Origin of the sequence: Bacteroides sp. OM08-11 (genome assembly GCF_003438665.1) — a bacterium.
Taxonomy (GTDB): Bacteria; Bacteroidota; Bacteroidia; order Bacteroidales; family Bacteroidaceae; genus Bacteroides; species Bacteroides cutis.
On sequence record NZ_QSTJ01000002.1, the window covers coordinates 1 to 20,247 of the forward strand.

General features: G+C 42.5%; 14 protein-coding genes. 9 read left to right on the top strand and 5 right to left on the bottom strand.

The window, feature by feature from the left end; genetic code table 11:
- Positions 1–188 precede the first annotated feature (188 nt).
- From DXC10_RS03865 to DXC10_RS03885, 5 genes are all read left to right on the top strand, one after another.
- A complete protein-coding gene (locus DXC10_RS03865) occupies positions 189–3,332 on the top strand; it encodes a TonB-dependent receptor (RefSeq protein WP_233519882.1) in 3,144 nt (1,047 codons plus the stop codon).
- Between the two features lie 22 nt (positions 3,333–3,354).
- Entirely contained in the window at positions 3,355–5,262 is a 1,908-nt protein-coding gene (locus DXC10_RS03870; protein WP_117737365.1) for a RagB/SusD family nutrient uptake outer membrane protein, read from the top strand.
- 50 nt (positions 5,263–5,312) lie between these two features.
- The gene (locus tag DXC10_RS03875; protein WP_117737366.1) at positions 5,313–6,686 is read left to right on the top strand and encodes a BT_3987 domain-containing protein; all 1,374 of its coding nucleotides are present in this window, start codon (positions 5,313–5,315) and stop codon (positions 6,684–6,686) included.
- Positions 6,687–6,889: 203 nt separating this feature from the next.
- On the top strand, positions 6,890–9,745 hold the full coding sequence (locus DXC10_RS03880; RefSeq protein WP_117737367.1) for a M60 family metallopeptidase: 2,856 nt from the start codon (positions 6,890–6,892) through the stop codon (positions 9,743–9,745).
- A 134-nt stretch (positions 9,746–9,879) separates the two neighbouring features.
- Positions 9,880–10,422: a carbonic anhydrase gene (locus tag DXC10_RS03885; protein ID WP_101545982.1), complete on the top strand. Its 543-nt coding sequence runs from the start codon at positions 9,880–9,882 to the stop codon at positions 10,420–10,422.
- Positions 10,423–10,444: 22 nt separating this feature from the next.
- Here DXC10_RS03885 and DXC10_RS03890 read toward each other — a convergent pair whose 3' ends face one another.
- A complete protein-coding gene (locus DXC10_RS03890; RefSeq protein ID WP_117737368.1) occupies positions 10,445–11,485 on the bottom strand; it encodes an asparaginase in 1,041 nt (346 codons plus the stop codon).
- 561 nt (positions 11,486–12,046) lie between these two features.
- Between DXC10_RS03890 and thrA the strand changes: the two genes are divergently transcribed.
- From thrA to thrC, 3 genes are read left to right on the top strand one after another with little or no spacing between them, the layout of a single operon-like run.
- Positions 12,047–14,479: a bifunctional aspartate kinase/homoserine dehydrogenase I gene (gene thrA / locus DXC10_RS03895; RefSeq protein ID WP_117737369.1), complete on the top strand. Its 2,433-nt coding sequence runs from the start codon at positions 12,047–12,049 to the stop codon at positions 14,477–14,479.
- A gap of 12 nt (positions 14,480–14,491) precedes the next feature.
- Positions 14,492–15,748: a cofactor-independent phosphoglycerate mutase gene (locus DXC10_RS03900; protein WP_117737370.1), complete on the top strand. Its 1,257-nt coding sequence runs from the start codon at positions 14,492–14,494 to the stop codon at positions 15,746–15,748.
- Positions 15,745–17,046, top strand: coding sequence for a threonine synthase (gene thrC / locus DXC10_RS03905; RefSeq protein WP_117737371.1), 1,302 nt, complete (start codon positions 15,745–15,747; stop codon positions 17,044–17,046). Before DXC10_RS03900 ends, thrC begins: the two co-directional genes overlap by 4 nt.
- A 426-nt stretch (positions 17,047–17,472) precedes the next feature.
- Here the strand turns inward: thrC and DXC10_RS03910 are convergent, their stop codons facing one another.
- Both DXC10_RS03910 and DXC10_RS03915 read right to left on the bottom strand, forming a co-directional pair.
- Complete coding sequence (locus DXC10_RS03910; RefSeq protein WP_101545972.1) at positions 17,473–17,781, bottom strand: type II toxin-antitoxin system RelE/ParE family toxin; 309 nt, start codon at positions 17,779–17,781, stop codon at positions 17,473–17,475.
- Positions 17,766–17,945: a hypothetical protein gene (locus tag DXC10_RS03915; protein WP_101545970.1), complete on the bottom strand. Its 180-nt coding sequence runs from the start codon at positions 17,943–17,945 to the stop codon at positions 17,766–17,768. Before DXC10_RS03915 ends, DXC10_RS03910 begins: the two co-directional genes overlap by 16 nt.
- 71 nt (positions 17,946–18,016) lie before the next feature.
- Here DXC10_RS03915 and DXC10_RS03920 point away from each other — a divergent pair, with 71 nt between their 5' ends.
- Positions 18,017–18,928 (top strand): DMT family transporter, encoded by a 912-nt coding sequence (locus tag DXC10_RS03920; protein WP_117737372.1) that lies wholly within the window; start codon positions 18,017–18,019, stop codon positions 18,926–18,928.
- On the opposite strand, the gene DXC10_RS03925 is transcribed toward DXC10_RS03920, so the two are convergent.
- Both DXC10_RS03925 and pnuC read right to left on the bottom strand, forming a co-directional pair.
- A complete protein-coding gene (locus tag DXC10_RS03925) occupies positions 18,929–19,543 on the bottom strand; it encodes a thiamine diphosphokinase (protein WP_101546081.1) in 615 nt (204 codons plus the stop codon).
- Positions 19,544–19,642: 99 nt separating this feature from the next.
- Positions 19,643–20,245: a nicotinamide riboside transporter PnuC gene (gene pnuC, locus DXC10_RS03930; RefSeq protein WP_101545966.1), complete on the bottom strand. Its 603-nt coding sequence runs from the start codon at positions 20,243–20,245 to the stop codon at positions 19,643–19,645.
- Between the last annotated feature and the right edge of the window lie 2 nt (positions 20,246–20,247).

Genomic DNA, 20,247 nt, shown 5'->3' on the forward strand with positions numbered 1-20,247 from the left:
TAAGTTCATAAGTTCCAAGAGAACTTAAATTCTTTTCTTTCCTTGAGATGATTATTTTATGGAATGAAGAGCTTTCTTACTGTGAAAAATAAATCTTTTCTTAAAACATGTGTTTAATTTAATGTAACAGACCTAAAATGAATTTACGAATTGTTTGTGGACAACGATGCTCAAGGCCAAAGGCTTTGATGACATTTTTACTCCTTTCTTTCTTTACGCCTGTCACTGTCCTTGCTAATGTGACAGATAAGGATGCTGTGGAGGTAGTGCAACAGCAAAAGAAACAGACCATTACCGGTACGGTAATTACTGGTGATACTAATGAACCGGCTATTGGAGCAACTGTTTATCTGAAAAATAGTACTACAGGTGCTATTACGGATATAAACGGTAAGTATAGTATTACTATAGAAGGTATAGGAGGCGTATTGGAGTTTTCTTATATCGGATATAAGAAGCAAGAAGTGGCTGTTAATAATCAAAAGCAAATAAACATTACGCTGATGCCTGATACGGAAGTGCTGGATGAAGTTGTGGTCGTTGGTTATGGTAGCCAAAAGAAAGAGAGTGTGGTAGGTGCTATCTCTACTTTGGATGTTAGTAAGTTGACTGTGCCGGGGTCGTCTATTTCAAATGCGCTGGCGGGACAGCTTTCGGGTATTGTTTCTATGAGCCGTTCGGGAGAACCGGGCAAGAACAGTGCTGCCGATTTCTATATCCGAGGTGTATCTTCCTTCACGGGAACCACCACTCCTCTGGTTCTGGTAGACGGTATTGAACGTGACCTTGACTTGGTGGATACCGATGATATCGCTGCTTTCTCCATTCTGAAAGATGCTTCGGCTTCGGCTGTATATGGTGTACGCGGTGCTAATGGCGTTATATTGATTACTACCAAAAAAGGTACCGTAGGTAAACCGCAGATTAATGTGCGTACTGAATTCGGCTTTACCCAGCCTACCAAGAAACCTCAAATGATGGGTTCCGCAGAATGGGCTGAACTTTATAACGAGGCTTACGGAAAAGAGTATTATACCCAGGCTGAAATACAGAAATATCGTGATGGAAGTGATCCGGATCTCTATCCTAATGTAGACTGGTTTGATGCTTTGTTCAAGAATACGGCTGCCAATCAGAATGTAAAATTGAATATTACAGGTGGTAGCGACATTGTGAAGTATTATATCTCCGGTTCGTTCTACAACGAAAGTTCTATTTTCAAGAATGCCGGAAATATTTATGGTTACGATTCTTCTATCCGTTATAATAAATTCAACTTCCGTGCAAATGTAGATTTGAATTTGACAAAAAGCACAGTGGTGAATTTTAATCTGGCGAATATCTATGAGAAGTCATTCGGCCCCGGCTTTGGCGATAATGATAATGATATTTGGTCATACACATTCCTGACTTCACCGAATGCCTATCCGGTGGAATATTCCGATGGTAGACTTTCCGGTCCTTCTACCGATTCCGGTTACAATCCTTGGAATATGCTGGTGCATTCCGGATATCGCGAACAGTTCTGGAACTCTGCACAGTCTCTTATCGGAGTCACTCAGGATTTGGGTGCATTGTGGAAACCGCTGGAGGGATTGACCGCCAATATTAAATTCTCTTGGGATGCTTGGAATACAACGATACAACGCCGCTCAAAGACTTCCTCTTACTATCATGCCCGTGGGCGTAATGAAGACGGTAGTCTGAAATATGACGAGTTGGACGGAGTACCTGTGCCTGTACACACCGGTAGCGAAGATCTGGCTTTCGGTATAGGACGTGATGGAACCATGACACGTTACGTAGAGGGTTCGTTGAACTATAACCGTCTGTTCAATGACGTGCACCGTGTGGGAGCTTTGTTTCTTTACAATCATAAAATCCATACAAAAACTCAGGCCGGTAGTAGCGATGCCGCATTACCTTATAAGAACCAAGGTATAGCAGGTCGTCTTACTTATGCCTTCCGCGATACTTATTTTGCAGAAGTGAATATGGGTTACAATGGTTCTGAAAACTTTGCCCGTGGTCATCGTTTCGGCTTTTTCCCGGCATTTGCTTTGGGGTGGATGGTTTCCAATGAAAAATGGTTTGAACCCGTCACTAAGGTAGTGGATATGTTGAAGCTGAAAGGTTCTTACGGAAAGGTAGGTAACGATAATATCGGGGGTAACAGAAGATGGGCTTATGAGTCGAGTATTGTGGCCGGAGGTAGTTGGAACTATGGTAATACCGGTGGTAATGGTGGTAGCAGCCTTATTACCGGTGAGGTGGAAAATCTGACAGTCTCTTGGGAAGAAGCCAAGAAACTGAATGCCGGTGTTGAATTTTCCTTATTTAACAAGGTGAAAGTACAGGCCGATTATTTCCGTGAAGAACGTGTCGGTATCTTCTTGCAACGTGCCGGATTACCTGCCATTGTAGGTATATCTACTGTTCCTTACGTTAATGTGGGAGAGACATTAAATCAAGGATTTGATGCCAGCATTGAGTATACCCATCAGATTAAAGACGTATTGGTTACTGCCCGTGGAAACTTTACCTTTAATCGTAACAAATTAAAGAATAACGACGAGCCCGATTGGGAATATAAATACCAAAATAAAATAGGTAAGCCTTTCGGTTCAGACGGTTATCTTCAACCTTTCGGTTTGGTAGCTCTTGGATTATTTGAAAGTGAAGAAGAAATTGCCAACAGCCCTGTTCAGAATTACGGTGAATATCGCGTGGGTGATATTAAGTATCAGGATACAAATGGTGACGGTAAAATCGATGATTTGGATAAAGTAGCTTTGGGGTATACTAATTTACCGGAAATTACTTATGGCTTTGGTGCAACAGCCCAGTGGAAAGGCTGGGACTTTAATGTGTTCTTCCAGGGAGTGGCTCGTACCAGCTTCTATTTGAACGGTTCGTCTATCCGTAGTCCGTTCTCGTCAGGTAATGCTGAACGTGGGGCTTTGAACTCAGATATATATGGTAAAGTATGGATGTCTACCAATACGGCGGAACAGAATGCCAATGCCATTTATCCACGGCTTAGCGGCGGTAGTGGCGGTCCGGGTGCTTCCAATAACTCCCAGGATTCTTCTTGGTGGTTACGCGACGGCTCGTTCATGCGTCTGAAGAGTCTGGAAATAGGTTATTCTTTGCCCAAGAGTATACTTGGAAAGTCTTTCATTAAGGCACTCCGTTTTTATGTGGCAGGTAACAATCTGTTGGAATTCAGCCCGTTCAAACTGTGGGATCCTGAAAAGAATAAAAATTATGCCGATGGTTCGGGATATCCGCTCAATCGTGTATTCTCCGTAGGGTTCAATGCTAATTTCTAAACTTTAATTAAATAAGAATTTTATGAAAACTCAAATAAAATCCCTTTTGCTTTTATGTTTCGCTGCCGGAAGCTTCATACTTTCTTCTTGCGATGATTTTCTGGATAGGCAGGAAGATGAGAAAATGACTTTTGAGAAGATATGGCAGTCAAGAAATACGGTTAAGCAATATTGGTTGAACGCTATGTCGTTCTTACCTCAACCCCGTAGTACGTATTGTGGTGACTACGATCCTTATTTAGGAGCTTCGGATGAGTGTACCATCGCTTATGACCGCCAGTATCGTTACATTAATTTTGGATCATGGAATGCTTCTAATGTTCCTTATTATAAAATGGCCAGTTATTATAAAGGTATTCGTGAATGTAATATCTTCATGCAGAATGTATATTCTTGTTCCGATCCTTTGGCAAGCAAGGCGGATTTGGACATGTATTATTATCAGGCGAAATTTGCCCGCGCTTTCTATTATTTCTGTATGATGCGTGATTATGGACCTGTATTCTTGCTGGGTGATGAATTGCTTGACTTTACGGCTAGTACGGAAGATTTATATCGCCCGCGTAACACTTGGGATGAATGTGTGGATTATGTAGTAAGCGAAATGACGGCTTGTGCCGAGAGCGATGCTGTGAAAACACAGTTTGAAGCTGCTGAATATGGATTGGCTACGAAAGGAACTTGTTATGCGGTGATTTCCCGTCTGTTACTTTATTCTGCCCGTGATTTGTTCAATGGTAACACACTTTACAGCGGTGTGAAAAATCCGGTGACTGCCGATTTTCCGGAATTGTCAGGTGTCAACCTTTTCCCGCAAACTTACGATGCCAACAAGTGGCTCGAAGCGGCTAAAGCTGCTAAAAAGGTGATAGATATGCCTAACTATAAACTGTACCGGTCTAAAAACAATGATCCTTATGAAAATTATAACGGTATACTGGGTGAGCTTTGGAATGATGAACTGATTTGGACGGATGGATATAAAAATCGTTTCTATCTGGCGGTAAATGTAACACCGACCAGTGTACCGGGAACCGCTTATGGTGCAGTTGGACCTACGCAACAACAAGTGGATGCTTACGCCATGAGTAACGGACGTTATCCCATCACAGGGTATGAGGCGGATGGTACTCCTATCGTTGATCCGCAATCGGGGTACAATGCGGAAACGGAATTACAAAAAAGCGATTGGACATATCCTTTGCATGGATGGAGTGCTTACGGTGATTTTGCTATCAATGCGCCTAATATGTATAAAGATCGTGAGCCGCGCTTTTATGTATCAGTATTTTTTGGTGGTACCGGATGGGCATATCCCGATGGTTGGGCAGTTACTTCTTTTGCTAAAGGTGGAAATGGAAACAAGAGCCACGACTTTACAAAGAGTGGATATTTGATTAACCGTTTCTATGATCATAAACTGAATTCTACTTCCGGAACTTGGGGTAATGTTACTTTCCCTGTATTCCGTTTGGCGGAAATGTATCTGAATTTCATAGAAGCCGTGTTTGAATGCGAGAAGAGAGGAGTTGCCTTACCCGATGGATATCGCGCCAAAGCACTGGAAGTATGGGCCGACTTACGTGACCGTGTCGGATTGGATCCTATTACCGATATTTATCCCAACGCCACTGCTGACGAATTGATAGAGCTTTGCCGTAAGGAACGCCGTGTGGAACTTGCTTTTGAAAGCCATCGCTACTTTGATACTCGTACGTGGATGATTGCCGAGGAAACAGATGGTGGTCCTATGTATGGCATGAATACAAGTTTTCCTCAGCCGGCAGGTGATACTTCTGTAACTCCGGACGGTTACTGGGAACGTACTGTTTTTGAAACCCGTGTGTTCAAGAAGAATCATTACCTCTATCCGTTCTCACAAAGAGAGTTGGACCGTAATAAGTTGCTTACGCAAAACTATGGATGGTAATAGGAGTGGTATTTTAAGAATTTAAATCAAACGATAAACGAATAGTTTATATGAAAAAATATATATGTTATTATCTCCTCTTGGCTGTGTCTTTATTGTTTACACAGAGTGCCTGCGAGGATGGAAAAGATGAATTTCTGAGTGATTTCAGTACAATTCTTTACTTTAGGGATAGTGGTGCCATAAGTATGACTCTATATAAGACAGGGGAAAAAACAAATTACCGGTTGGCAGTCGTTAAAGCGGGTTCCGAATTGGGAACTACTACCAGTGTGAGTGCCAAAGTAATGGACGATGCAGAATTGGTAGCTTATAATGCTGCGGAAGGCACTAACTATAAGATGATTCCGGCAGATTGTTATACAATTGATACATCCGATTTGAACTTTGGTACATCCGATTTGTATAAGACGGTAGATGTGTCTATTTCACCGGAAAGTGTAGAAAACTATCTGGATGAAAATAGTACCTTTGTAATCCCTTTTGAACTGGTGAATAGTCCCGATTCGATAAATGCGGAAAAGAAATATGCTTTTCTCCATGTTGTGAAGGTTTTGACACCGACTATCGGTTTTGAAAATACTGGGTATATTGCGACTGAGGATATCACCGATAATAGTGGTACTGTTACAATTCAACAGAAAGTTGTAATGCCAATAAATAATCAGTGGAACTTTGATTTTGTAGTTGAAGTAGACGAAGATGTATTGACGCAATATAATACAGATAATGCCGAGAGTCTGAATATGTTGACACAAGGAGCTTATAAAATAGAAGCGGCTGCATTTACCGCCGGTACAAATTCGGCAACAGTCAATATCTCTATTGATAAATCTAAATTGTCCTGGGGACGTCAGGCGTTACCATTACGTATCAAGAGTATTTCCAATGAAAACTTTGAGATAGATGCCGCAAGTGCCACATGCATTGTAGGTGTAAATTATACGGTACTGAGAAGTTCATTGAATGAAATAAACTTGTCGTTGGATATGTTGTCTTCTAATGCAACAGTCGAGGGTGACGGTACAGGTTTGACCGGTTTGTTTGATGGTAGGGCTTCCAATAAACATTGGCATGGTAATTATTCTGGTTCTGTTTTTGATCCTGTTTATGGACAATACATCGACTTCCATCTGAACAGTGCCATCAATCACTTTGCTTATAACCTTTGGACACGCTTTGAAAATGCGAATGGTGCACCTGTATCTACCGATATTTATGTAGGAAATGATGGTAGTACATGGACCAAATTAGGTACTGCGACCTCAACGTTGACGAAAGGTGACGAAGAGTATGCTTCCGGAGTATTCTCTTCAGGAACATCTTTCACTTATGTTCGTGTTGCGGTTACGAAGAGTAAAGCCGGTAATTGCCTTACTGGTTCTTACTGGAACTGCGGTGAAATGAAAATCTATGGAAAATGATGAGTTCTCTAACTTTACCGGAATGTTATCTCTCTCTTAATAACTGAAACAAATCTTCTAACCTTTATTTCGGGGGACGGAGGTAACGTACCGTCCCCCTCAAACAGGCATTCCGGAGTAAATTAATCATGTGGAGGAGAGTGGAGTATTTTGAAAATAATTCCTCTCTCTTTCTTTTTTTAACTTTAAATTAATACCTGATAATGATAAAGCTGTTTTATTCAACAATATTCTGCTTTTGCGGGGTACTATTTGCCCTTACAGCGTGTAGTAACAGTGAGTCTGAAGAATGGGAAGAGCCTTTTTTTACCATTGCCGAGGAGTATCTCCAACAGGATTTTGATGCGAAATCTTCTTCTGTAGTTATTCCCATAAAGACCAATTTGGGAAGTGGTTTATGGGATGTGAAGTCCGATGCCGACTGGTGCCCTGTGACCAAAAGTACCTCTGATATGGGTGATATGGAAATTTTGCTGGCTGTGAAGGCAAGCGAGGAACCGGATATAAGGAATGCTACTGTTACCGTGACATCGGTAGAGGGAAACTATGCCATCAAGGTACGTCAATTGGGTTATGGACCAGCTATATTGGTCAAAACCGCACCGACTGCCGAGCTACCGGCTATAGGTGGTACATTCTCTATCACGATTACTTCTAACATAGAATACACTGTACATAAGTCTGATAATAGTGAATGGATAAAGGAAGTGCCTATAACACGTGCTTTGACGGATAAAAATTACACTTACCAGGTAGAAGCCAATCCGGATTATACTACCCGTACAGCTACTTTCACCTATACTTATTCCGAGGACGAAAATATAAAGGCTACTTGTGTGGTGACTCAGGATGCCAAGGCTTCGAGCTTGGATGATGTGGTACTGGAGGGGGATTTGAAGATAGTACCTACCGGTGGCAAAGACAGTGAGCATCAGAACGGACAGGGTATTGAGAATACTTTTGACGGAAAGATTGGTAATGAGGACCATATAATGTATCACTCTCCTTGGGGAACTAGTGCTAATTTCCCGGTTACATTGGAATATTTCTTCGATCAGAACCCCGATTTAGATTATATTGTTTATTATTCGCGTAGCGGAAACGGTAATTTCGGAGAGTTGGATATTTATACTGCTACAGCTGATGCACCGGATTACAAACTTCTCGGTTCATTTGACTTCAAGATGCAGAACGCGCCCAGCCGTGTGGATTTCGGGCAGACTTTACAGAAGGTGACCAAGATTAAGTTTACTGTGAAATCCGGTTTGGGCGACTATGTGAGTTGCAGTGAAATGGAATTTTACCAAAAGAATAACGATAAGAAGCTGGATAAACAGTTATTGACGGTCTTCACTGACCTTACCTGCAGTGAACTGAGAACCGATGTTACCGACAATGCCATTAATGCCTTGCCGGGATATTTCGCCAACATTGCCGTACAGTTGAAGAACAATACTTATGACGAATGGGAGAAAGAATTCCGTTTACAAAGCTATAAATCTTATAGTAATGTCGAAGAATGGGCGGAAACACTTATGACTAAGCAATATAGTAATCTGGATAACCCTACAGGCATTTATGTGAATGCGGGAGACTCGGTAATAGTACTGGTGGGCGACACGCATGGACAGACTATTTCTATCCAATGTATCGGTGAAGAAAATACCAGTGACGGCCAGAAGAACTATGTGCAGACTGCTGCCAGCGGAGAAACGCGCTTCCTCACAGAAGGTGTGAACAAGGTGGGCTTTTCTCAGAAAGGCATGTTGTTTATGATGTATACGGCAAATCCGGTTGCGGAACCCATTAAGATACATATTCCGCTTGGTAGCGGACAGGTGAGCGGATATTTTGATCTGGCACGTCACAAGACTAATGATAAATATAAGGAATTAATAGATAAAGCTACTTATAAATATTTTTGCGTGAGGGGTGAACGGATTATATTCTTTTTCCACCGCGAACAGATGAAGCAAGCCGTACCTTATGATATGCTGTCTGCCATCAACCTGTGGGATGATATTGTGGGGTGGCAACAGGAACTGATGGGAATTGAAGATGTACGTCCTTCGCAGGTGAATAACCATTTGTTTGCCATTTCTCCAGAGGGAAGTTATATGTGGGCATCGAGCTATCGTATTGCTTTCGTATATACCTATTTGAATAATATTTTACAGAAGGATAATGTGATGGCAGCAAAAGACAATGCATGGGGACCTGCACACGAAATAGGGCATATTCATCAGCGTGCCATCAACTGGCCGGGTTCTACCGAATCATCAAACAACCTGTTCTCCAACTATATTCTTTATAAGTTAGGTAAGTATTGTTCTCGTGGTAGTGAATTGAGTGCACTGGCAACCGCACGTTTCGTCAATAAGCAGGCGTGGTGGAACATGGGTTCGGCTACTCACCAAAATGAGGATACGGAAGTACATATGCGTATGAACTGGCAGTTGTGGAACTACTATCATCGTTGTGGTTATAAGAAAAACTTCTGGCAGACCTTATTCAAACTGTTGCGAGAAAACCGTATTTCAGAGAGTGATCCGGGTGAAGGGCAATTGAAGTTTGCCATGATGGCAAGTAAGGCTGCCAACGAAAACCTGACGGAATTTTTTGAAATGTGGGGTTTCTTCGAGCCGGTGGATGAAACGATAGAACAATATGGTACGTGGACTTACCGTGTATCAGAGCCTATGATAGAAACTGCCAAGAATTACATGGCGAAGTTCCCTGCTCCTAAACATGCTTTCTATTACTTGGAAGACCGAAAGAATGGAGATATGGGAATTGATAATTATCGGGTGGGGGATGTTGGCTATTATACACAGTTCCAGAATAATGTGAAGATAACGAAAACTATTACCTGTAGCCGTTCCGGTCGTGCTTTCACGGTGGCTAATGGAGATGAGGCAGTAGCTTTTGAATTACGCAAGAATGGCAAGATACTTTATTTCTCTAACTTCTTCAATTTTGCCGTTCCTGATGGCATTGATTTGGAAGGTGCAGGTTTTTATGCTGTACAAGCGGATGGAACCCGGATAGAAATTAAATAAAAGGTTTAAAAGAACAATGCGCTCACTTCATAGGAAGCGCATTGTTTTTTTCCGACTTTTCATTGTAAAGATGATAGAGTCTCGCAGAGATTTTCTACTTTTGTAAGTATAGAACTTTAATTCCTCAGGAAGTTATGATAGAAGATATTCTTGAATACAATAAGCAATTCGTTACAAACAAGGGATATGAAAAGTACATAACCAATAAATATCCCGATAAGAAAATAGCTATTCTTTCTTGTATGGATACCCGCTTGACGGAACTGTTACCGGCGGCTTTGGGTATCAAGAATGGTGATGTAAAGATGATAAAAAATGCAGGTGGCATTATTTCACATCCTTTTGGTAGCGTTATCCGCAGTTTGATGGTCGCTATCTATGAATTGGGAGTAACGGAAGTCATGGTGATAGCACATTCCGATTGCGGGGCTTGCCACATGAGCAGCGCCAAGATGATAGAGAATATGAAGGCCAGAGGAATCAAGCAGGAAACCATCGATATGATTCGTTTTTGCGGAGTTGATTTTGAGTCTTGGTTATATGGATTTGAAGATACGGAGAAGTCGGTGAGGAGTACGGTAGAGTCAATCCTTAACCATCCGTTGATACCTTCGGATATTGCTGTACACGGTTTTATCATCGATTCCGTTACAGGAGCTTTGACAGCTGTCAAGTAAACTGATATAGGGCTTTCCTATATCAACTCACCGTAATCTCGCCTGCAATGGGGTGGCTCATTCGATTACGCACTTCGGCAAGCGAATAATTATGCCCTAAAAGGAACATTAGTTTGGTGACGGCAGATTCTGTTGTACTGTCGTGTCCGCAAACCACACCGGCCTGCATCAGGCGGTAACCGGTTTCGTAACGTTCCATTTCTACTGTGCCCGCACTGCATTGGGTGACATTTACAATGATAATCCCCCGTTCGCATGCATCTTTCAATTGGCGGAGGAACCATTCCTTGCGGGGAGCGTTTCCAGAACCATACGTTTCAAGTACCAATGCCCTTAAGCCTTTGGCAGCAAGAACAGCCGCTACGATATTTTCCTGAATTCCCGGAAAGAGTTTCAGAACGGCAATATTCGTGTCAAGCAGATAATGTGGTACTAACTTTTGCTGGATATTATCTGTATGAATTTGCACATTATTATATTTTATATGTATCCCCGCTGAAGCAAGTACCGGATAATTGAACGAACGGAACGCATTGAAGTTCTCGGCATTCATTTTGGTTGTACGATTGCCGCGCATCAGGTGGTTCTCAAAGAAAATACATACTTCCGGTACGACGGGACGTCCATTGGGATGGCAGGCGGTGGCTATTTCTATACTCGTCAGCAGATTTTCCTTGCCGTCTGTACGGAGTACACTGATGGGTAGTTGTGATCCGGTAAGGATAACCGGTTTACCCAAACCTTCGAGCATAAAGCTGAGTGCGGAAGCCGTATAGGCCATTGTATCTGTCCCGTGAAGAATGACAAAACCGGTATATTGCTCATAGTTGTCACTTATGATATGTACAAGTTTACGCCAGGCATCAGGATCCATATCTGAAGAATCCATTGGAGGATCGAATTGATAAGTATCGATGCTGAATGTAAATTTCTGTAGTTCGGGCACATGTTTCTGTAACTGTTCAAAGTTGAAGTTCTCCAAAGCACCGGTCTCGGTATTTTCTATCATTCCGATGGTTCCGCCGGTGTATATTAACAAAACGGAAGTATTTTCAGGGGTCATATACGCTATTCTAACAAGGTTTGTATGCAAAGATAATGATATATCTTTAGAATTATGACAAAATGATAGAAAATAACCGGTTGTATAATGAGGGTATAACCTACGGTGTGTGAAAATGTTAGTCAGTAAATGTGCAGATTTCTTGCCTTTTTATATGCTTCCTGTATTTTTATCGTAAAAAAGTCGTAAAAAGTGATAGATTGAATGTTTTTATTGTTACTTTTGCAACACTTATCAGAAAAGATAGAAACAAGAGACTATGAATAAGTACTATCAGTATACAGTCACATCCATGTGCACCATGACCCTTAGGGGTTAAGGGATAGTATTTGTGTTTCTACGTGTTACACCATTTTTCAGCAGTTATTTTATTTAATATCATTTTTCATTCATGCTTTGCAGGCGGAGGTATCTGTAATCTTGAGCTTGTCGAAGGATTTCTTCCCTTAGAAGTAATAGTATGATGAAAACAGAAAAAAGATATACTTTCATTGTTTTTGGTACGATAGATACCGATTGTAATGTAAGTATAAAAATCGATAATCAGAAAACAACAACATAATGAAAGTATTGAAATTCGGCGGTTCATCCGTAGGAACCGCAAATAGTATTTTAAGTGTCAAGAGAATTGTAGAAGCAGTGAATGAACCGGTGATTGTGGTAGTTTCTGCATTGGGTGGCATTACGGACCAACTGATAAATACATCAAAGATGGCCTCTGTGGGTGATGCTTCTTATGAGAATGAATTTCGTGAGATTGTTTATCGCCATGTAGAAATGATTAAGGAGGTAATTCCTGCCGGTGAAGCACAAGTTGCCTTGCAACGTCAGGTAGGTGAACTGCTCAATGAACTGAAAGATATTTTTCAGGGTATTTATTTAATCAAAGACCTTTCACAAAAGACTTCCGATACGATTGTCAGCTATGGTGAACGTCTTTCTTCTATCATTACCGCACAACTGACAGGGGCGGAATGGTTTGATTCCCGTAAATTTATCAAAACAGAAAAGAAACACTCCAAGCATGTGCTTGATACGGAACTGACCAATTCGCTGGTGCGTGAAACATTCAAAGATGCTCCACGGCGTGTATTGGTTCCGGGATTTATCTCTACCGACAAAATTACCGAAGATGTAACCAACCTCGGTCGTGGTGGTTCTGATTATACAGCTGCCATCATTGCTGCTGCACTGAATGCGGACAGCCTTGAGATATGGACGGATGTAGACGGATTTATGACAGCCGACCCGCGTGTAATTTCTACTGCTTATACTATCAGCGAACTCAGCTATGTGGAGGCTACGGAACTTTGTAACTTTGGTGCGAAAGTGATATATCCACCGACGATTTATCCGGTTTGCCACAAGAATATACCCATCTTGGTGAAGAATACCTTCAACCCCGAAGGGGTAGGTACGGTTATCAAGCAAGAGGTTTCCAATCCACAGAGTAAAGCCATTAAAGGTATTTCTTCTATCAATGACACCAGCCTGATTACCGTGCAAGGTTTGGGTATGGTAGGTGTAATTGGTGTAAACTACCGTATTTTTAAAGCGTTGGCAAAAAACGGTATCAGCGTGTTCTTGGTTTCACAGGCTTCATCAGAGAATTCCACATCTATCGGAGTGCGCAATGCCGATGCCGACCTCGCTTGCGAAGTACTGACCGAAGAATTTGCCAAAGAGATTGAAATGGGAGAGATTTCACCCATCTTGGCAGAAAAGAACTTGGCTACAGTGGCCATTGTCGGAGAAAACATGAAGCATACGCCGGGTATAGCCGGTAAATTATTTGGTACGTTGGGACGTAATGGCATTAATGTGATAGCTTGCGCGCAGGGGGCTTCGGAGACGAATATTTCATTTGTTGTCGACAACAGGTCGTTGCGTAAATCTTTGAACGTAATCCATGATTCTTTCTTCCTTTCGGAGTATCAAGTGCTCAACCTCTTTATTTGTGGTATTGGTACGGTGGGAGGCAGCCTGATAGAACAAATCCACAGTCAACGTCAGAAGCTGATGCAGGAGAATGGTTTACAACTGAATGTAGTGGGTATTGCCGATGCCAACAAAGCGATGTTCAGTCGCGAAGGCTTCGATCTGGGACGTTTTCGTGAAGAATTGCAAGTGAAAGGTAAAGAAAGTTCGCTCGAAACGTTGCGTAACGAGATTATCGGCATGAATATTTTCAATTCCGTGTTTGTTGACTGTACCGCCAGTGCAGGTGTGGCGTCACTCTATAAAGATTTGCTGCAACACAACGTTTCCGTGGTGGCTGCCAATAAGATTGCCGCTTCTTCGGAATATGAGAACTACCGTGAGTTGAAGCAGATAGCTCGTCAACGCGGTGTGAAGTACTTGTTTGAAACTAACGTCGGTGCGGGGTTGCCAATTATCAATACGATTAACGACCTCATCCATAGCGGCGACAAGATATTAAAGATTGAAGCCGTGCTGAGTGGTACGCTGAATTATATCTTCAATAAGATCAGTGCGGATATTCCTTTCAGTAAGACCATCAAGATGGCACAGGAAGAACGCTATTCCGAACCTGATCCGCGTATTGATCTGAGTGGTAAGGACGTTATTCGTAAACTGGTGATTTTGGCGCGTGAAGCCGGTTATCGCTTGGAACAAAGTGATGTTGAAAAAAATCTTTTTGTACCCGATGACTTCTTTGAAGGTTCTCTGGATGATTTCTGGAAGAAAGTGCCGAGTCTTGATGCTGACTTTGAAGCACGTCGCAAGGTTTTAGAGGCCGAAAACAAACATTGGCGTTTCGTTGCCAAGTTGGAAAACGGAAAAGCATCTGTAGGCTTACAGGAAGTAGGTGCCAACCATCCGTTCTATGGCTTGGAAGGCAGTAACAATATCATTTTGCTGACTACGGAACGCTATAAAGAATATCCGATGATGATACAAGGTTATGGAGCTGGCGCAGGTGTGACGGCTGCGGGAGTATTTGCGGATATTATGAGTATTGCAAACGTATAATCAATAAAGGAAATGAAACATATTATCATATTAGGTGACGGAATGGCTGACTGGCCTGTGAAGTCATTAGGTGGCAAGACGCTGTTGCAAAGCGCCAAGACTCCTTATATGGATAAGCTGGCGCAAATGGGACGTGTGGGGCGGTTAAAGACTGTTGCCGACGGTTTTCATCCAGGCAGCGAAGTGGCGAATATGTCCGTTTTGGGTTATAATCTTCCGAAAGTGTACGAAGGTCGCGGACCTTTGGAAGCTGCAAGTATCGGTGTGGAGTTGAAACCCGGTGAGATGGCGATGCGCTGCAATATCATCTGTATCGAAGGTGATAATATAAAGAACCATTCAGCCGGACACATCACGACTGAAGAAGCCGATGTGTTGGTGAAATATTTGCAAGAACAACTGGGTGACGAACGGGTACGCTTTTATACAGGTGTTCAATATCGCCATCTGCTGGTAATCAAAGGGGGCGACAAGCGTATTGACTGTACCCCACCGCATGATGTTCCTTTAAAACCTTTTCGTCCTCTACTGGTGAAGCCGATGCCGGGTACGGAGAATATTACTACTCCTGAAGGGCAGGCAGACTTGACACCTCAGCAAACTGCCGACCTGATAAACGACCTGATCATGCGTTCTTGGGAACTTTTGCAAAATCATCCTATCAACCAAAAACGTATGGCCGGGGGGAAAGACCCTGCAAACAGTATCTGGCCGTGGAGCCCGGGGTATCGTCCGCAGATGGAACGCCTTTCTGACAAGTTTCCGCAAGTGAAGTGTGGTGCTGTGATTTCGGCTGTTGATTTGATTAACGGCATCGGTTATTATGCCGGATTGCGTCGCCTGATTGTTGAAGGAGCAACGGGGCTGTATGATACGAATTACGAAAACAAGGTAGCTGCCGCCCTTGATGCGCTGAAAACGGATGATTTTGTTTACTTGCATATCGAAGCCAGTGATGAGGCGGGTCATGAAGGTGACATTTCTTTGAAGACTTTGACGATCGAGAACCTGGACAGTCGTGCAGTAGGTCCTGTTTACGAAGCTGTGAAGAACTGGGACGAACCGGTCTCTATAGCCGTATTGCCCGATCATCCTACACCTTGCGAGCTTCGTACCCATACTAATGAGCCTGTTCCTTTCTTTATCTGGTATCCGGGTATCGAGCCGGACGAGGTACAGACATTCGACGAAGTGGCGGCCTGTAACGGCAGTTACGGTTTGATGAGAGAAGATGAGTTTATTAATGAATTTATGAAAGAAATATTATGAAATATTACAGCACTAACAAACAAGCTCCCGAAGCTACGCTTGAAGAAACCGTAGTAAAGGGGCTTGCCGCAGACAAAGGACTTTTCATGCCCTTTGTAATCAAATCCTTACCGCAAGAGTTTTATGACAGCATTGATACACTGAGTTTCCAGGAAATAGCTTATCGTGTGGCAGATGCATTCTTTGGCGAAGATGTTCCTGCTGATATCTTGAAACAGATTGTTTATGATACGCTCAGTTTCGATGTCCCTTTGGTTGGGGTTACGGAGAATATTTATTCGCTCGAACTTTTTCATGGACCGACGCTTGCCTTTAAGGATGTAGGCGGTCGTTTCATGGCACGTTTACTGGGTTATTTTATCAAAAAAGAGGGTAAAAAACAGGTTAATGTTCTTGTAGCCACTTCCGGTGACACGGGTAGTGCTGTTGCCAATGGCTTTCTCGGTGTGGAGGGTATTCATGTGTATGTGCTCTATCCGAAAGGGAAAGTCAGTGAGATCCAGGAAAAACAGTTTACTACTTTGGGACAGAATATCACGGCTATCGAGGTGGATGGTACGTTCGACGACTGCCAGGCTTTGGTTAAATCTGCTTTTATGGATCGGGAACTCAACGAGCGCTTGCAACTCACCAGTGCCAATTCCATTAACGTGGCGCGTTTCCTGCCACAGGCATTCTACTATTTCTATGCCTACGCTCAACTGAAGCGTATCGGCAAGAGTGATAATGTCGTTATTTGCGTGCCCAGCGGCAACTTCGGTAATATCACCGCCGGACTCTTCGGTAAACGTATGGGACTTCCCGTGAAACGCTTCATCGCATCCAACAACCGTAACGACATTTTCTTCCAATACCTGAATACAGGTGTTTATACACCGCGTCCAAGTATAGCCACCATCGCCAATGCCATGGATGTGGGTGATCCTAGTAACTTTGCCCGCGTACTAGACCTTTACGGCGGTAGCCATGCCGCTATCTCTGCCGAGATAAGTGGGGCGACTTATACCGACGAGCAGATTGCCGAGACCATGAAAAACGTGTGGAAGAAAGATCGTTATCTTCTTGACCCGCACGGTGCTTGCGGATATCGCGCCTTGGTCGAGGGTTTACAGTCTGGTGAAACAGGTGTGTTCCTGGAAACTGCCCATCCGGCAAAATTCAAGGATACGGTAGAACGTATTATCGGTGAGTCCGTGCAGATACCGGAGAAACTTCAAACCTTTATGCGTGGAGAGAAGAAAAGTTTGCTGATGTCGAAAGATTTTGTGGACTTCAAGAATTATCTGATGAAGCTATAAAAAGTCTGGAAATACTTGATATTGTCTTTTTTATGTTGTAACTTTGTAAAGTTCAATGATAGATATTTATTAATATTAAGTTGGGGAAATGGAAGGGCATTGCTCTTCCGTTTTTATTTTGTCCTTACATAACTTCATTGCAAATGCTACACTTCAGTTTTGAGGATGTCAACCTTAGTTAACCTAAATGCCACACCTCAGCAGGTGAAATGACGGGTATTTACGGGGTTAACATGTGGCATTTGAAGAGCTGAAGTGTGGTAACCTGGTTATTGAATCGCGTCATTCCCATGATGTGTCTTTGCAAAGTGTATAGTCTGTTGTGAGCAAACAGACTATGCGTCTCATTCGAACAGATGATATATTTGAAGCAGACAGAACTTCTGTCTTACAGTTAATGATATATAAATCTGCTCTTGACGGATTTTACTTCTCCGTTATCATTTTCATTCTTCCTGCTTTGTGATGATTATCCCAAATAACAAGGATCTCTATTTTCAACAAGCTATGTCGATAGAAAACAGTATAGTTGGGATGTGGGGTGACGTAACGTATATTCTCCATTTCGGTGACTTTTCCGATGAAGGGGTTCAGGGTGATACGGTGAAGAACATTTTGAAACAGACCATATAGCGTTTTACAACTTCGCTTATCTCCTTGTTTGTCTATAGTGGATAACAGGATTTTTTTTAGTTCCTCTTTGGCAAGGGGAGACCAGATTACTTGTTTAGCCATTTTTCTACCTCCTCATTGATGGTTATATCTTCTTGTCCCAATCCGTTTTCAATTTGTTGGCAGGCGGTTTTAATGTCCAGCCGCAGTCGGATATAGAAAGCAAGGACGGACTTAGGTTGTTTGGATGATGGCTTTGTCTTGTTATTTTCTTCTTTTTCTGTCATAATATAATCTCCTATCTTTTCTTTAAAACATAATAAAGTAATAAATTGTTGTACCCTCAAAATATAATCTTATGAAGGATAAGAAGCTGGAAGCCAATCTCAGCATGATTGCGTCGCGCGTCATGGCCGGATTGAATATGAATGCGTTGAAATTTCTGCTCCCCTTGTGGCTGGGTGCGTTGACGGGTGTCACTATGCGATGTATATTTGCGGCAGTGATGTTTTGGATAACAGGCTGGTTTGTAAAAGAAGCACCTGTTACAAAGCGGCAGCAGATGAAACTGTTTTGCCTTGGAGCTTTTGGATTGTATGGGTTTATGTTTTGCTATCTGTTGGGTATCAGTAAGACTACTCCGGTTTCCAGTGCTATATTTAACTCTATGCAACCCATTTGGGTATTTCTTATTTCTGTCTTTTTTCTTCAAGAGAAGGCTACATTGATGAAGATTATCGGCATTGCTTTGGGGTTTGGAGGTGCGTTATTATGTATCATTACGCAAGGTAGTGATGATTTGGCCCATGATGCTTTTACGGGAAATATACTTTGTATGATTAGTTCGCTGGTGTTTGCCGTCTATCTGATTGTGAGCAAGAAATTATTGGAAAAAGTGGGAGTGGTGACGATGATGAAATATATCTTTGGCGGTGCGGCGGTAATGGGGCTGGTTGTTTCGTCGATTGTGGGTTGGGATGCTCCTTTATTTGTAGACGCCTGGCACGGAAGGTGGCATTGGATGGTATGGGCTGTTTTGGCGTTTGTTCTCATTTTCCCTACCTACATAAGTTATTTTCTTGTTCCTATCGGACTGAAATATCTAAAGACAACAGTCGTTTCCATTTACAGCTATCTGATTTTGGTGGTCACTACCGTTACTTCCCTTTTATTGGGGCAAGATCGCTTTAGCTGGACACAAGCCGTTGCGATTGTCATGATTTGTATCAGTGTATACTTTGTAGAAGTGGCGGAGAGAAAGAAAACGTGATTATTGATTGGTATAATTGATAAATATCAGATATTCCCCTTCTGCTTCAATTGTGAATTCCTCTCCCGTACATTCATTGAGTGTACCTTGCCACCAATTGGTGAAGTTTCTGAGTGGATAAACCAACCCTTTTCCGCATAGTCCGCAGGCTGTGAAGTTGATGATGGATATCTGTTGACCGGGAGAACAAGGGAAGCTCTGTGTATTCCGGCAGGGAATAAATACACCGTAGTTCGTGAACATACGTACATCGGCACCTGCATGCATATAATCCATAAGTAAGCTGATATTTCCTAAAGTATGGTCTTCTCGTTTCCCGGTAGCTCCAACGATGGCAATCCGGTGTTTGCCCTGTGAAAGGAGATAGTCAACGGCTTTGGTTTGGTCGTTTGTTTCCTGATCGTTGATACGATGGAGAACATGTCCGTATTTTGTACGGTTCTTTTCACTGAGAGAATCTCCGTCACCGATAATCATATCTGGTACATGTCCCTGCCGGATATATTCATCGGCTCCACCATCGCAGCAAACTACGTAAGGTGCTTTTTTTAGGATATTCAAAGGCTGGGGATGCGTCGGGTATTCCCCGTTTGCTAAAATTACTGCTTCTACCATCTTTCTGTCTGATTTTACGTTGGGAAAATGAAGAATGTAGAACTTGGCTGTGTTATGCAAACATACCGCAAGGTAATTCTTCATTCTTAGTTCTTTCATTTAAATCATCATTTTCTTCCATTTAAAGTAACCAAAAATAGCGATTATTGTGTAAAGACCGTATAAGGCGGCTGTATAATCGAGCCCTTTGTAGATATACAAACCGCAACTAACGGCATCCACCGCAATCCATGCCCACCACTGTTCCACATATTTACGAGCCAACATCCACATACCGATGATACTTAGTGCAGTAGTGAAAGAATCCAACCAAGGTACGTTACTATCTGTGAAGTTTATCAATATCCAGGCGATGGGCACGAGGGTAAGGACGAATACGGCGGTAAGCGGTAATAGATACTGTAACGGCATGCGGGTGATGGGTAACTCTACTTGTCGTTTTTCCTTGCCTGAAATTTGTTTACGCAGAAACTTACGACGTAGGAAACTTCCGTATTTCCACATCGTCCAGCCATAAATGGCAGCCCCCAGATAATAGATATTGATACCGAAATCGGCATACAAACCGGCATCGTAGTAAACAAAAATGTAGATGGCGGGCATAACGATACCCGCTATCCAAAGATAGATACTGGCACGGTATTCTAACCAAAGGTAGAGAAGTCCGACAAGTGTACCTATGATTTCAAGAATTTGTTCCATAC